The 15,371-nt window shown below is 54.1% G+C and carries 13 protein-coding genes; 3 read left to right on the top strand and 10 right to left on the bottom strand.

All coding sequences use genetic code 11. From position 1 onward, the window contains the following. Positions 1-9: 9 nt before the first annotated feature. Positions 10-1,446: a sensor histidine kinase gene (locus U0026_RS06575; RefSeq protein ID WP_062774570.1), complete on the bottom strand. Its 1,437-nt coding sequence runs from the start codon at positions 1,444-1,446 to the stop codon at positions 10-12. A gap of 585 nt (positions 1,447-2,031) precedes the next feature. Further along, positions 2,032-5,919, bottom strand: coding sequence for a phosphoribosylformylglycinamidine synthase (purL, locus tag U0026_RS06570; RefSeq protein ID WP_062774572.1), 3,888 nt, complete (start codon positions 5,917-5,919; stop codon positions 2,032-2,034). A gap of 245 nt (positions 5,920-6,164) precedes the next feature. Between purL and mltF the strand changes: the two genes are divergently transcribed. Continuing rightward, the gene (gene mltF, locus U0026_RS06565; RefSeq protein ID WP_062774573.1) at positions 6,165-7,703 is read left to right on the top strand and encodes a membrane-bound lytic murein transglycosylase MltF; all 1,539 of its coding nucleotides are present in this window, start codon (positions 6,165-6,167) and stop codon (positions 7,701-7,703) included. A gap of 206 nt (positions 7,704-7,909) precedes the next feature. Here mltF and tadA read toward each other — a convergent pair whose 3' ends face one another. Next, entirely contained in the window at positions 7,910-8,410 is a 501-nt protein-coding gene (gene tadA / locus U0026_RS06560; protein ID WP_062774575.1) for a tRNA adenosine(34) deaminase TadA, read from the bottom strand. A 67-nt stretch (positions 8,411-8,477) separates the two neighbouring features. Next, positions 8,478-9,113, bottom strand: a complete 636-nt coding sequence (gene yfhb / locus U0026_RS06555) for a phosphatidylglycerophosphatase C (RefSeq protein ID WP_062774576.1) — start codon at positions 9,111-9,113, stop codon at positions 8,478-8,480. 225 nt (positions 9,114-9,338) lie between these two features. On the opposite strand from yfhb, the gene U0026_RS06550 reads away from it, so the two are divergent. Both U0026_RS06550 and U0026_RS06545 read left to right on the top strand, forming a co-directional pair. Beyond that, positions 9,339-10,187: a MurR/RpiR family transcriptional regulator gene (locus U0026_RS06550; protein ID WP_062774578.1), complete on the top strand. Its 849-nt coding sequence runs from the start codon at positions 9,339-9,341 to the stop codon at positions 10,185-10,187. 93 nt (positions 10,188-10,280) lie between these two features. After that, a complete protein-coding gene (locus U0026_RS06545) occupies positions 10,281-10,541 on the top strand; it encodes a YfhL family 4Fe-4S dicluster ferredoxin (RefSeq protein WP_062774580.1) in 261 nt (86 codons plus the stop codon). Here the strand turns inward: U0026_RS06545 and acpS are convergent. The 6 genes from acpS to lepB form a co-directional block, all read right to left on the bottom strand. Next, positions 10,538-10,918 (bottom strand): holo-ACP synthase, encoded by a 381-nt coding sequence (gene acpS / locus U0026_RS06540; protein ID WP_062774582.1) that lies wholly within the window; start codon positions 10,916-10,918, stop codon positions 10,538-10,540. The two genes, U0026_RS06545 and acpS, sit on opposite strands and share 4 nt — an antisense overlap. Beyond that, positions 10,918-11,649, bottom strand: a complete 732-nt coding sequence (gene pdxJ / locus U0026_RS06535) for a pyridoxine 5'-phosphate synthase (protein WP_062774583.1) — start codon at positions 11,647-11,649, stop codon at positions 10,918-10,920. The genes acpS and pdxJ overlap by 1 nt, the downstream gene beginning before the upstream one ends. 95 nt (positions 11,650-11,744) lie before the next feature. Next, positions 11,745-12,452, bottom strand: coding sequence for a DNA repair protein RecO (gene recO / locus U0026_RS06530; RefSeq protein ID WP_062774624.1), 708 nt, complete (start codon positions 12,450-12,452; stop codon positions 11,745-11,747). 133 nt (positions 12,453-12,585) lie between these two features. Beyond that, positions 12,586-13,491, bottom strand: a complete 906-nt coding sequence (gene era / locus U0026_RS06525; protein ID WP_062774585.1) for a GTPase Era — start codon at positions 13,489-13,491, stop codon at positions 12,586-12,588. After that, positions 13,488-14,168 carry a ribonuclease III gene (rnc, locus tag U0026_RS06520; RefSeq protein ID WP_062774586.1) on the bottom strand — a complete coding sequence of 227 codons (681 nt, stop codon included), beginning with the start codon at positions 14,166-14,168 and terminating at the stop codon, positions 13,488-13,490. Before rnc ends, era begins: the two co-directional genes overlap by 4 nt. Before the next feature lie 221 nt (positions 14,169-14,389). Beyond that, positions 14,390-15,364: a signal peptidase I gene (gene lepB, locus U0026_RS06515; RefSeq protein WP_062774588.1), complete on the bottom strand. Its 975-nt coding sequence runs from the start codon at positions 15,362-15,364 to the stop codon at positions 14,390-14,392. Positions 15,365-15,371 lie beyond the last annotated feature (7 nt).

Genomic DNA, 15,371 nt, shown 5'->3' with positions numbered 1-15,371 from the left:
GATATTGATTCATGTGATGTTTTTTTCGAGCACAGGGGCTGGGAGTTCGATGCGAAAACAGACGTTGCCGTCCGATGTATCGAGAAGCACTAGCTCGCCGTGCATTTTGCGCACAGAGTCACGCGCCAGACTTAGCCCAAGGCCGCTCCCCTTCACCGCACCTTTGCGTTGATGGCTACCCTGATAAAAAGGCTCAAAAATCATTAATTTTTCTGCGTCCGGGATGGCGGTTCCGGTATTGATAACTTCAATCGACACGGTGGTGCCTTCCCGGGCGCTACGAAGATAAATGTTACCGGATTCAGTGCCATAGTGCACCGCATTCGAATAAAGATTATCCAGTGCATTCATCAGTAGCGTCGGTTCCGCCAGGCAAGCAGGTGCCTGTAAATCTACCTGCGTGTGCATCATTTTAGCCCGTGCGGGTAGGCTGTGCGCAGAAACCACCATATCTACCAGCGGCGCTAACGTCACCGGCTCCATTCGGATGGCGGTTTCGCTCAATTTACGGTTGTAGTCCAGTAGCTGTTCAATCAGGGTTTGCAGATTGCGACTACTGCTATCAAGGATCGCGACCACCTCTTTTTGTTCCGCATTGAGCGGTCCAACCACCTGATCTGCAAGCAGTTCGGTGCCTTCGCGCATGCTGGCAAGCGGTGTTTTCAATTCATGAGAGAGATGGCGCAAGAACTGGTGGCGCTGGGATTCCAGCCATGACAGTCGTTCACTGAGCCAGACGATACGCCGCCCCACCGAACGCAGTTCACGCGGGCCCCTGAACATAATCTCGCCCTCAAGCGTTTGCCCTTCTCCCAGACGATTAATCATGCGTTCAATGCCCTTCACCGGGCCGATAATCATGCGGGTAAACAGTAACATCATTACGAGGCTGACCAGGAACAACACCAGCGCCTGCCAGCCAAAGAATTGACCACGCTCGGCAATCGCCTGCTGAAGCTGTTGTCCACGTGAAAAGACCACGGTGCGCGTGGCCTGCACCAGTTCACCGTTCGCGGTGGAGAACGCTGCCAGATTTTCCGCTGCCGCTTTTTGCGGGCCGCTGTTGGTGCAATCAAGCTCCGCCAGTTCCTGCAAATTTTGCCGTAATCGCTGATACAGCGCGTCATCTGGCAGCACACCAGCGTGCGCTTCCAGCATCTCGCCATAGCGCTTGCGTTGCGTTTGATACACCTTCGCCAACGTCGGATCGTCGAGGACACAGTACTGTCGGTAGCTGCGTTCCATATCCAGCGCAACGCTGGCCATCGCTTCGCTGCGGCGTGAGTCGATAAGCGTGGTGCGGTTGGTCTGTTCTGCCTGCGCGCTGAGGATGTTCAGGCTCTGCCATGCCTGCCAGGCCAGCACTAACAGTGGTAACAGGATCAGCAGGAACGCCAGCGTGACCAGTTGCCGTAGCGATCGTGGGAAAAGAGAGAGGCGTTTCAAAGGGGTGTCTCAATAAAGCAACGTACTGGAATGCTAACTGAGGATCTTAACGAGGGAAAGGTCAGAAAGCACAAAGCCGGGCATAAGCCCGGCTTTGTGCCGGAATAAGGCGGTGCCTAACTCAACGTTTCGCCCGATGGTTGATAAAGCAGCGCTATTATCATTTGCTGGACGGCAGGCACCTTGTTGTGCGTCATTCGAAGTTTATGTAGCACGTCCCGAAGGGGCTGACATAAGGAGGTGAATGAGCCACTGGTTGATATTATGCATGATGCGTGCCACAGTGCAAAACAATAAATTAACACAATGAAAAATATAGGAAATATACCTATTACCTTTCTATTTGTGATTGGGTGTTTTTTGTACTTTGTGTCGCTAAACAGCAACATACCTTTCACGTAAAAATAAATATTCTTTAAATCAATGAATTAAGTGTCTCCTATTGGAGACATCATAATACGGTGCTGTCGGGATTTGCAGACACCTGAGGCATCTTGGCGTCACTGTGTGCCGGGCTACAGGAGCGTGTACGATAAATAAAAAAAAGCCCCTTACGAGAAGGGGCTTGATGCGTAGGCAAAATGATTAGCCGAGCTGTTTACGCGCATTGCGGAAGATGCGCATCCACGGGCTATCCTCGCCCCAGTTTTCCGGGTGCCAGGAGTTAGCCACCGTGCGGAATACGCGTTCCGGGTGCGGCATCATGATGGTTACGCGACCGCTTTCGCTGGTGACGGCGGTGATACCGTTTGGCGAGCCGTTCGGGTTAGCCGGGTAAGTTTCGGTGACTTTACCGAAGTTATCCACGAAGCGCAGCGCCACCAGACCTTTACTTTCAAGTGCCGCCAGGTGAGCCGCATCGCGGACTTCGACATGGCCTTCGCCGTGGGAAACGGCGATTGGCATGCGCGAACCTTCCATGCCAGCAAGCAGCAGCGATGGACTGGATGCCACTTCAACCAGGCTAAAGCGCGCTTCAAAGCGGTCAGAGTGGTTACGCACAAAGCGCGGCCACAGGTCGCTGCCCGGGATCAGTTCACGCAGGTTAGACATCATCTGACAGCCGTTACATACGCCCAGCGCCAGCGTCTGTGGACGATGGAAGAAGGTGGCAAACTCATCGCGCACGCGGTTGTTGAACAGAATGGATTTTGCCCACCCTTCGCCCGCGCCCAGTACGTCGCCGTAGGAGAAGCCGCCACAGGCCACCAGCGCATCGAATGCGTCAAGGCCAGTGCGCCCCGCTAACAGGTCACTCATATGCACGTCGATAGCGTCAAAGCCCGCACGGTGGAAGGCGGCTGCCATTTCGACGTGGGAGTTCACGCCCTGCTCACGCAGTACGGCCACTTTTGGGCGCGCACCGGTCGCAATGTAAGGTGCCGCGATATCCGCATTGATATCGAAGTTCAGCTTAACATTGAGGCCCGGATCGTTATCGTTAGCTTTCGCCTGGTGTTCCTGGTCAGCACATTCCGGGTTGTCGCGAAGGCGCTGCATTTGCCAGGTGGTTTCTGCCCACCACATACGCAGCGTAGTACGGCTTTCGCTGAACACCGGCTGGCCGTTGGCAGTCAGCGTGAAGCGGTCACCCGCGACCGCTTGACCGAGGTAATGTACGCAGTCAGCCAGACCGCTTGCGGTCAGAATCGCTTCGACGGCTTCACGATCCGCTGCACGAACCTGAATCACGGCGCCCAGTTCTTCGGTAAACAGTGCCGCCAGACGATCGTCGCCCAAAGCAGCGATATCAGCTTCGATGCCACAGTGACCGGCAAATGCCATCTCAGCCAGGGTAACCAGCAGGCCACCATCGGAACGGTCGTGGTAGGCCAGCAGCTTACGTTCGGCCACCAACGTCTGAATGGCATCGTAGAAACCTTTCAACTGCGCAACGTCACGCACGTCCGCAGGTTTGTCGCCCAGTTGACGATAAACCTGCGCCAGCGCGGTGGCGCCCAGCGTGTTGTGACCTTTACCCAGGTCGATAAGCAACAAGGCGTTATCATCCGTGGAGAGCTCTGGAGTGATGGTATGACGCACGTCCTCGACACGGGCAAAGGCGGTAATCACCAGCGACAGCGGTGAAGTCATCTCACGCTGCTCATTACCTTCCTGCCAGCGGGTTTTCATCGACATGGAGTCTTTGCCCACCGGGATAGTCAGGCCCAGCTCAGGACATAGTTCTTCACCAATCGCTTTTACCGCTTCGTAGAGGCCAGCATCTTCGCCCGGGTGACCGGCAGCAGACATCCAGTTAGCAGAGAGCTTAATCTGTTTAATGTCGCCAATCTGGGTAGCGGCAATGTTAGTCAGCGCTTCGCCGACCGCCAGACGGGCGGAAGCCGCGAAGTCCAGCAGAGCGACCGGCGCACGTTCGCCAATCGCCATGGCTTCACCGTAGTAGCTATCAAGGCTGGCGGTGGTGACCGCACAGTTAGCCACTGGAATCTGCCACGGGCCGACCATCTGGTCACGCGCTACCATGCCGGTAACGGTACGGTCGCCGATGGTAACAAGGAAGGTTTTTTCAGCCACGGTCGGCAGGTGCAACACGCGGTTCACCGCATCGGCCAGAGAAATATTCTCACGCGCCAGCTGCTCGCCTTTGGCTTTCAGGGTCTGCACGTCGCGGGTCATTTTCGGCGTTTTGCCCAGCAGCACGTCCAGCGGCAGGTCAATAGGCTGATTGTCAAAATGGCTGTCGTTCATGGAAAGATGAAGCTCTTCGGTCGCTTCACCAATCACCGCATAAGGCGCACGCTCGCGTTTGCACAATTCGTCAAACAGCGGCAACTGGTCCGCAGACACCGCCAGTACATAGCGCTCCTGAGATTCGTTACACCAGATTTCCAGCGGGCTCATGCCAGGCTCATCGCTTAAGATGTCGCGCAGTTCAAACTTACCGCCGCGCCCACCGTCGCTCACCAGTTCCGGCATAGCGTTAGACAGGCCGCCTGCGCCGACGTCATGGATAAACAGAATCGGGTTCGCATCGCCCAACTGCCAGCAGCGGTCGATAACTTCCTGGCAGCGACGTTCCATTTCCGGGTTGTCGCGCTGGACGGAGGCAAAGTCGAGGTCAGCGTCAGACTGGCCGGAAGCCATTGAAGAGGCTGCACCGCCGCCCAGACCGATGTTCATGGCCGGGCCGCCGAGGACGATCAGTTTTGCGCCCACCACGATCTCGCCTTTCTGCACATGATCGGCGCGTATGTTGCCGATCCCGCCCGCCAGCATGACCGGTTTGTGATAGCCGCGCAGCTCTTCGCCGTTGTGGCTGTTCACTTTCTCTTCATAGGTACGGAAGTAGCCGGTCAGCGCCGGACGACCAAATTCGTTGTTAAACGCAGCGCCTCCCAGCGGGCCGTCGGTCATGATATCCAGCGCAGTAACGATACGGTCAGGTTTGCCGAAATCTTCTTCCCACGGCTGTTCAAAGCCTGGAATACGCAGGTTAGATACGGAGAAGCCCACCAGCCCGGCTTTCGGTTTCGCACCGCGCCCGGTAGCGCCTTCGTCACGGATTTCGCCGCCAGAGCCGGTTGCCGCACCTGGCCATGGCGAGATAGCGGTCGGGTGGTTATGGGTTTCCACTTTCATCAGGATATGCGTTGGCTCCTGATGGAAATCGTAGCGGCCGGTGGCGTGATCGGCAAAGTAGCGACCCACTTCGGAACCTTCCATCACGGCGGCGTTATCTTTGTACGCTGACAGCACGTGATCCGGCGTGGTTTCGAAGGTGTTTTTAATCATTTTAAACAGCGACTTCGGCTGTTCTTGACCGTCGATAATCCAGTCGGCGTTGAAGATTTTGTGGCGACAGTGTTCGGAGTTGGCCTGCGCAAACATGTACAGCTCGATGTCGTTCGGGTTGCGCCCCAGCTTGCTAAACGCATCTTGCAGGTAATCAATTTCATCATCAGCCAGCGCCAGGCCAAGGCGGATATTGGCCTCAATGAGCGCCTGACGTCCCTGCCCCAGCAGATCAATACTGGTGACCGGAGCGGGTTGATGGTGAGCAAACAGTTTTTGGGCATCCTGCAGGGAGCCAAATACGCTCTCCATCATGCGGTCGTGCAGTTCTGCCGCCACAGCATTCGCTTGTACAGCGGTCAGGTCAGGAGCATCGAGGTAATACGCTACGCCGCGCTCTAAACGCAGAACCTGTGGCAGGCCGCAGTTATGAGCAATGTCAGTAGCTTTCGAAGACCAGGGAGAGATAGTGCCAGGGCGGGGAGTGACGAGCAGCAGTTTACCGGTCGGTGTATGGCTGTTGAGGCTTGGGCCATACTGCAACAGTCGCGAAAGCCTGGACTGCTCTTCTTCATTTAGCGGCGCTTCCAGGTCGGCAAAATGGACATACTCAGCGTATATATTGCTTACCGGGAGGTTGGCTGCCTGAAAACGCGTCAGCAGTTTGTTAATGCGAAATGCAGACAGTGCAGGCGAACCACGCAGAATTTCCATCATAAGTCTCTCGTCTTCTCAGCTTTCAGTGTGCGCAATGGGGGAGAACGGGCGCTATTATAGAGAATCCTGCGCCGCGACGAAACCGTTTGCGTCGAAATAAAATCAGCGGCGCGCTTTACCAATAGATGTGACCTACTTCTCGAATCAGTTGCCAAGTGGCGCAATGTTAAGCAAAATGCCGCTCAATCTATAGCAAACCGTAACGTCGTCAGGGATTTATACTTACATCTGGGCGAATTAACTATTTGAAAAAACTTAAGATTAATTATCTGCTCATCGGCGTTGTGACGCTGTTGCTGGCAGCGGCCCTATGGCCATCAATTCCCTGGTTTGGCAAACCAGAAAACCGAATCGCCGCGATCAAAGAGCGGGGGGAGCTGCGCGTCAGTACCGTGCAATCCCCGCTGACCTACAGTACCTATAATGATAAAGATATTGGCCTCGACTATGAGTTAGCTCAGCAGTTTGCTGACTACCTCGGCGTGAAGCTGAAAATCACCGTGCGGCAGAATATCAGCCAGCTTTTTGATGACCTTGACCATAACGACGCCGATATGCTGGCGGCGGGGCTGGTCTATAACAGCGAACGGGTCAAAAACTATCAGCCCGGCCCCACCTACTACTCCGTTTCACAGCAGTTGGTTTATCGCGTGGGTAATACGCGGCCTCGTAGCCTCAGTAACATCACCGCAGGCCAGCTCATCGTGGCCCCTGGGCAGGTGGTCATAAACGATCTGCACAGTTTAAAACAGAAGAAGTACCCAGACCTGTCATGGACCGTTGACGACAAACGCGCGTCGGTCGATCTGATGCAGGCGGTTATCGATGGCAAACTGGACTACACCATTGCCGATTCGGTGGCGATTGGTCTATTCCAGCGTGTTCATCCTGAACTGGCGGTAGCGCTGGATATCACTGACGAGCAGCCGGTCACCTGGTTTAGCCTACAGGATGATGACAATACGCTCACAGCCGCAATGCTCGACTTCTTCAACAACATTAATGATGACGGCACCCTTGCCCGTCTGGAAGAAAAGTATCTCGGCCACGGCAATGATTTTGACTATGTTGATACGCGTTCATTCCTGCGCGCGGTCGATAACGTATTGCCCGATTTACAGCCGCTATTTGAAAAGTACGCTAGCGAGATCGACTGGCGCCTGCTGGCAGCCATTTCTTATCAGGAGTCGCACTGGGATCCGCTCGCTACCTCCCCCACCGGCGTGCGTGGTCTGATGATGCTCACCAAAAATACCGCCCAGAGTCTGGGATTAACCGACAGAACCGATGCCGAGCAAAGCATCAGCGGCGGGATGCGTTACATCGAAGATATGATGGACAAGGTTCCGGATACCGTGCCGCAAGGTGAACGAATCTGGTTTGCGCTCGCCGCCTATAATCTCGGTTATGCCCATATGCTCGACGCACGTGCGCTCACCGCAAAACAAAAAGGCAACCCTGATAGCTGGGCCGATGTGAAGCAGCGTCTGCCGTTACTGAGCCAGAAACCCTGGTATAGCAAGCTGACCTACGGTTATGCCCGTGGGCATGAAGCTTACGCTTACGTTGAGAATATTCGTAAGTACCAGATAAGCCTCGTCGGCTATTTGCAGGAAAAAGAACAGCGGGAAGCGGAAGAGAAGGCAATTGCTCAGGCCTATCCTTCGGTATCGCCAGATGAACTGCATCAGGGCGATAATGCTTTTGGGCTGTTCTCATTTTTACGCCGGAGCGATTACAGCAACGGCGACCCGTCATTGCTGAGATTCTCACCGAAAAAATAAACGTTCAGTTTAAAATGTCAGCTCGGATTTGATGGTCAGCATCGCCTGTGAATGTTTAAGCTGTTGGGGAGAAAGCTGCGGGTACTTCCCGGCGGCGCTGCGCTTGGCCGGGCTACCAACGAATGTCGTCCTATGTAAAACCGCGCACTAGGTAAATGGTAGCCCGGGCAAGGCGTTTACGCCGCCCCCGGGACTGGCACTCTAGGTTAATCGTGCTTCGCCGCCTGCTTTAACGCTTTTTGCTGCTGCCGACGGTGGCGGAAGAAATCACTCAACATCGCCGAGCATTCGTCGGCCAACACACCTTCAGCGATCTCAACTCGATGGTTCATTCCGGGATGATGTAATACGTCAATCAACGAACCCGCCGCGCCGGTTTTAGCATCGCGCGCGCCAAACACCAGATTGCCAATACGGCCGTGTACCATGGCGCCCGCACACATGACGCAAGGTTCCAGAGTCACATACAGCGTGGTATCGATAAGCCGATAGTTTTGCAGCACCAGGCCGCCCTGGCGTAACGCCATAATTTCCGCATGTGCCGTCGGATCGTGACGACCAATCGGGCGATTCCAGCCTTCGCCTATCACCTGGTTTTTATGCACCAGCACAGCGCCTACCGGCACCTCCCCTTCGTCCCAGGCGCGTTTGGCAAGCATCAGCGCATGGCGCATCCAGTATTCATGGTTGAGTTCAGTATCAGACAACGTCGGGGGCTCCAGATGATAAAACGCCGCGCATTATACACAATATCCATCAAAGAGCAGCGCATGCTTATTCAAGCTGCTCCAGTTCACCGTGTGGCGTCACGCGCCAGCGGTGCTCACAAAAATAAAGTAGCGGGTTATCCTGCTTACTGTCGCTATACCCGCTGTAAAGACGCAGCGGCGTACCAAGACGTTGCTCAAGCTGTACCACTTTTTCATGGCCCAGGCAGCGCACAGATAAAACACGCCCGCCAAAGGCACGGCGCATCTGGCTACCAATCAGGTTGATGCGAGACATCCACGGCGCGTCAGCGTAGGCGCGTTCAACAAGCGTCTGCGGCGATCCGGTAATTAGCCAGACATCGGCATCCTGTCGACTTAGGTAGCTGTCTAAGCGTTGCTGCACCACCGGGAACGGCGTTACCGTGGCACGAAACCAGATAATAAAACTCGCCTCTAGCGCATTAAGCGTCGCTTCACGGCGAGCGAATGTGCAGCCCCACAGTAGCACGCTCATTGGCCAGCGTGCTGCGCGTCCCTTGAGTAACATAGCGGCGCCGATAATTGGCAGCAATGGCAATACCAGCAACGTATTGAGCGGTAAGCGGCGCAGCAAATAACGGATAAATGCTCCGAACAGATCTTGCTGATGTAACGTGCCATCAAGATCGAAAAACACCACATGGCGAGAATGGCTTGTCAAAAGAGACTCCTGTCATTCGTAATCAGTTCAATACATAGATTAACAGATTGGTAGCACGCTTTCGCCCAGTGGGGTTGTGACGAAGAGTTGGCGAAAAATCTGGGCTATTAACCTTAGATGGAATATTTAATTCGAATTATTCCGTTATAATAGAATACATAATTCTTTCAAACGCGTAGATTAGTTAACGGGCACGCCGTCGCCATTATTGCCCGCGAGGTTTTTATGAATTGTTTAATCAGTATACGCCAGCGTTATCCCCAGCTGGCGCAAAGCGACAGAAAGCTGGCCGATTTTATTCTGGCGCAGCCGGACCTGGCACGTCACTTAAGCTCACAGCAGCTTGCAAGCCAATCCGGGGTCAGCCAGTCCAGCGTGGTAAAATTTGCCCAGAAACTCGGTTTTAAAGGTTTCCCAGCGCTAAAACTGGCCTTAAGTGAAGCGATGGCCAGTAACGTCAATCCGCACTCCGTGCCGGTACATAACCAGATTTGTGGTGATGATCCACTGCGTCTGGTGGGCGAAAAACTGATTAAAGATAATGTGGCGGCCATGCACGCCTCTCTCGACGTCAACAGCGAAGACAAGCTGGTGGAAACGGTAACGCTGTTGCGTAGTGCTCGGCGCATTATCCTGACCGGAATTGGCGCATCGGGCCTGGTAGCGCGCAATTTTAGCTGGAAGTTGATGAAAATCGGGTTAAATGCCGTTTCTGAACTGGATATGCACGCCCTGCTGGCTACCGTCCAGGCCATGTCGAAGGACGATTTGCTGTTGGCTATTTCCTATTCCGGAGCGCGTCGGGAGATTAATCTGGCGGCCGATGAAACCCTACGCGTCGGCGGTAAGGTACTGGCCATTACGGGCTTCTCACCCAATACGCTTCAGCAGCGGGCGACACATTGCCTCTACACCATCGCGGAAGAACAGGCCACACGTAGCGCGGCAATTTCCTCGACCAGCGCGCAGATGATGCTGACGGATTTACTGTTTATGGGATTGGTGCAACAGGATCTGGAGAATGCACCGGAGCGTATTCGTCACAGCGAAGCGCTGGTGAAAAAGCTGGTTTGATCGGCAGTGCTATCACCACATAAAAGGTATGGCCTGAGCGGAAAATGAGCGTATAATGCGCGCCCTGTTTATTACGTTTCTGAGAATTTCCTGATGGCGCTGTTAATCACCAAAAAATGTATCAACTGCGATATGTGTGAACCGGAATGTCCGAATGAGGCCATTTCGATGGGTGACAGCATTTACGAGATCAACAGCGATCGCTGCACCGAGTGCATCGGCCATTATGAGACGCCGACCTGTCAGAAAGTGTGCCCGATCCCGAATACGATTTTAAAGGATCAGGCACATCTGGAAAGCGAAGAGCAGCTGTGGGACAAGTTTGTCCAGATGCATCACGCGGATAAAATCTAGCTTTCGATGATCACCGTAGCACAGGCGTAGTGGCGCTCATCGGCGAGCGTCACATGCATATACGCCACCCCCATCCGTTCTGCCAGCAATTTTGCCTCTCCCCATAAACGCAGTTTCGGCTTGCCCAATTCATCGTTGTAAACTTCAAACTGATTGAATGCCAGCCCGTTGCGAATACCGGTGCCCAGCGCTTTCGATGCGGCCTCTTTGACCGCAAAGCGTTTCGCCAGAAAGCGTACTGGCTGCTGGTGTGTTTCCCAGATGGTCCATTCGTTATCGCTTAACACACGGCGAGCGAGGCGATCGCCACTGCGGGCGATCACACCTTCGATACGGGCGATTTCGACGATGTCGGTACCTAACCCTAAAATCGCCATTAGCCGCGCGCTTCCAGCATCAGGCGCTTCATCTCGGCCACAGCGTCCTTCAGGCCGCTCATGACCGCACGACCAATAATGGCGTGGCCGATGTTCAGTTCGTGCATTTCCGGCAGCGCAGCAATTGCTTTCACGTTGTGGTAGGTCAGACCGTGTCCGGCGTTAACCTTCAGGCCCAAGCTAACGGCATAGGTTGCCGCTTTCGCGATGCGTTCCAGCTCTTTAGCTTGTGCAGCGTCGGTGGTCGCATCGGCGTAGCAACCGGTGTGAATTTCGATATACGGTGCGCCAACGTCGGCGGCAGCTTTGATCTGCGCATTATCAGCATCGATAAACAGCGATACCAGAATGCCCGCATCGGCCAGACGTTTGCAGGCATCGCGCATTTTGTCCAACTGACCTGCCACATCCAGACCACCTTCGGTGGTCACTTCCTGGCGCTTTTCTGGCACCAGGCAGCAGAAATGCGGCTTGGTTTCACAAGCGATAGTCAGCATCTCTTCGGTCACCGCCATTTCCAGATTCATGCGGGTGTCCAGCGTCTGACGCAGAATACGCACGTCGCGGTCGGTGATATGGCGACGGTCTTCGCGTAAATGCACGGTGATGCCATCCGCGCCGGCCTGTTCGGCAATAAATGCCGCCTGCACCGGGTCCGGGTATGCGGTGCCGCGTGCGTTACGCAGGGTGGCAATGTGATCAATATTGACGCCTAACAGTAATTCAGCCATGACAATCCTCGTGTTTTTATTTTTTGTGTTCTTTCCCCTCACCCAGCCCTCTTCCCAAAGGGCGAGGGAGAAAAGCCCGGTGAGCGTGATATCAGCTATCGTTTCGGTACAAACTGGCGAAATAATTCGCGGCTCTTCAACGGTTTCCCACCAAGATACGGCTTCAGCGCCATACGGGTAAAGCGTTTTGCAGCGCGCAGAGAGTCGAGATCCGGAAACTCACGGGTCGACAGCGCCTTCAAATGGCGTCCAGTGAAGGTGTTGTTATCAATCACAATACTGGCGATAAACCCCTTCTCTTCACGATAACGGTAAGTCATGGTGTCATCGACTTCGTCCCCGCTCCCCGCGCAGTGCAGGAAATCGACGCCATAACCCAGATGCTCCAGCAGCGCCAACTCGAAACGACGCAGGGCCGGTTCCGGTGAGCCGGTAACGCCTGCTAATGCCTGGATACAGTGTAAATAGTCGAAGAACAGTTCGGAGAAACGGGTTTCGTGTTCGAGTACGCGGGACACCAGTTCATTGACGTACAGGCCGCTGTAGAGCGTGATGCCGCTTAAAGGGAGTGCCAACGAGACGGCCTCTGCGCTACGTAGCGTTTTGACTTCGCCACGTCCGCCAAAGCGTACTAACAGGGGGGTAAAAGGCTGTAGAGCGCCTTTGAGGTTGGAACGTTTGGAACGTGCGCCTTTAGCCACAAGGCGCACGCGACCCGATTCTTCCGTGAAGACGTCCAGCATCAGGCTGGTTTCGCTCCAGGGACGACTATGCAGGACAAATGCGCGCTGCCAGCCCTCCATCATACTCGTCGTCTTTCAAGCCGCAGATGCGTTGGCTGCGCCCATTCATCCCAGTCACTTACTGAAGTAAGCTTCTGGGGACTCACGGCCTTGCCGCCTTTCTGCGCCTCGAAAGCCATAGAGTATAAAAGGATCAGAGATCGTCAGTATAACCGAGACTACGCAGTGCGCGTTCGTCATCGGCCCAGCCTGATTTCACTTTCACCCACAGTTCCAGGTGAACAGGCGCTTCGAACATATCCTGCATGTCTTTACGAGCTTCGATACCGATGGTTTTGATCTTGGAACCTTTGTTCCCAATCACCATCTTCTTCTGGCCTTCACGTTCAACCAGAATCAGGCCGTTGACATCATATCCACCACGTTCGTTAGAGACGAAGCGTTCGATTTCAACGGTCACCGAGTACGGCAGCTCTGCGCCCAGGAAACGCATCAGTTTTTCACGGATGATTTCAGAAGCCATAAAGCGCTGTGAACGGTCGGTGATGTAATCTTCCGGGAAGTGGTGGATAGCTTCCGGCAGGTGCTTATGCACAATCCCGGCAATGGTGTCCACGTTCAGCCCACTCTCAGCAGAGAGTGGTACGATATCCAGGAAGTTCATCTGGCTGCCGAGGAACTGCAGGTGCGGTAACAGATCCGCTTTTTCCTGTACGTTATCGACTTTATTTACCGCCAGAATAACCGGCGCTTTACCGCCGCGCAGCTTGTTCAGCACCATTTCGTCATCCGGCGTCCAGCGGGTGCCTTCGACTACGAAAATGATTAGCTCAACGTCACCAATGGAGCTACTTGCCGCCTTGTTCATCAGGCGGTTAATAGCACGCTTCTCTTCCATATGCAGACCCGGGGTATCGACATAAATCGCCTGATGAGTCCCTTCGGTATGGATGCCGACGATACGGTGACGTGTCGTCTGCGCTTTTCGGGAAGTAATCGAAATTTTCTGCCCGAGCAGCTTGTTCAGTAAGGTAGATTTGCCGACGTTCGGACGACCAACGATGGCAATAAATCCGCAGTATGTTTTTTCTTCGCTCATTCCAGCTCCAGCTTTTTCAGCGCCTCTTCGGCGGCAGCCTGTTCCGCCTTGCGACGGCTAGAACCTGTGCCGACCACCGGTTCACTCAGGCCGCTAACCTGGCAGTGGATAGTAAATTCCTGATCGTGTGCTTCCCCACGCACCTGTACCACCAGATAAGAGGGCAGCGGCAGATGGCGGCCTTGCAGGTACTCCTGCAAGCGTGTTTTTGGATCTTTTTGCTTATCGCCCGGACTAATTTCGTCCAGGCGAGTCTGATACCAGGAGAGGATCAGTCTTTCTACGTTTTGAATATCGCTGTCGAGGAATACCCCGCCAATCAATGCTTCAACCGTATCAGCCAGAATAGATTCACGACGGAAGCCGCCGCTTTTCAACTCACCCGGCCCTAAACGCAGACATTCGCCCAGTTCGAATTCACGGGCGATTTCCGCCAGCGTGTTTCCACGAACTAATGTCGCGCGCATCCGGCTCATATCGCCTTCATCCACGCGAGGGAAGCGATGATAGAGCGCGTTAGCAATCACGTAGCTTAAAATTGAATCGCCCAGAAACTCTAAGCGTTCGTTGTGTTTGCTGCTAGCGCTACGGTGCGTTAACGCCTGTTGCAACAACTCCTGATGAACAAAAGTGTAGCCCAGCTTCCGTTGAAGCCGATTAATTACGATGGGGTTCATGCGATACCAAATAAATGAATGCGTCAAAAATGCAGCACACGAAACAGACCTGAGGAAAACCAATGCGGTTTCGTGTGCCGTGTCTCTCGTTCAGAGACATCCGAAACTTCGGGGGGATATTCTATACACAACGACGAGGGATGTCGTTAGTTTGGATGGATTTAAACATGAAATAATTCGTGCGGCAGCAATTTGGCTGCCGCACGAAGTCAAACGAAGAATTAATGGATCCCGCCGATACGACTTAAACGCACGCCGGTAGGCCATTGGCCTTCTTGTTTATCAAAACTCATCCAGATAGCTGTGGCTTTACCGACCAGATTGGCTTCCGGCACAAAGCCCCAGTAACGGCTATCCGCGCTGTTGTCGCGGTTATCACCCATCATGAAGTAGTGTCCTGGCGGCACAATCCAGGTCGCCAGCGGCAAACTGGACTGGTGATAGTACATCCCCGCCTGATCCTGTGCGATTGGCACGGTCAAAATACGGTGATTAACCTCACCAAGCGTTTCCTGACGCTGTGTCAGACGTACGCCGTTTTCTTTGCTTTCGCCCTTAGGTACTTCAAAGAAGCCGCTGGTCGCCTCGCCGCCGTTGCTGCGCGAGAAGGTCTGGACAAAATCGCTCGGTTCAACGTTGGAATACGTTACCGGCAGCGCGTTACCACACGCCTGACCGGAACTGCATCCTGGTTGGATAGTCACCTGCTTGGACACTGGATCGTAGGTCACTTTATCCCCAGGCAAACCCACGGTACGCTTGATGTAATCAAGGCGTGGATCTTCCGGGTATTTGAACACCACGATATCGCCGCGTTTCGGATGACCCGTTTCAATAATCGTCTTCTGATAGATAGGGTCTTTAATCCCGTATGCGAATTTCTCCACCAGGATAAAGTCGCCAATCAGCAGAGTCGGCATCATCGAACCAGATGGGATCTGGAACGGCTCATAGATAAACGAGCGCACAATCAGCACGATAGCCAGCACCGGGAATACCGAGGCACCCGTTTCCAGCCAGCCCGGTTTCGAGCTCACTTTTTTCAGCGTATTTTTATCCAGCGAATCGCCCGTTGCGACCTGCGCCGCAGCCTGACGTTCCCGTCGTTTTGGTGCGAAGATAAATTTATCAACGCACCACAGCAAGCCCGTGACCAGTGTGGCAATCACCAGAATCAGGGCAAACATGTTCGCCATGCCAACT

The sequence above is a fragment of the Kluyvera intermedia genome, assembly GCF_034424175.1.
GTDB lineage: Bacteria > Pseudomonadota > Gammaproteobacteria > Enterobacterales > Enterobacteriaceae > Kluyvera > Kluyvera intermedia.
The sequence above is the reverse complement of the archived record's forward strand: the minus strand, read 5'-3'. Positions and strand labels throughout refer to the sequence as shown.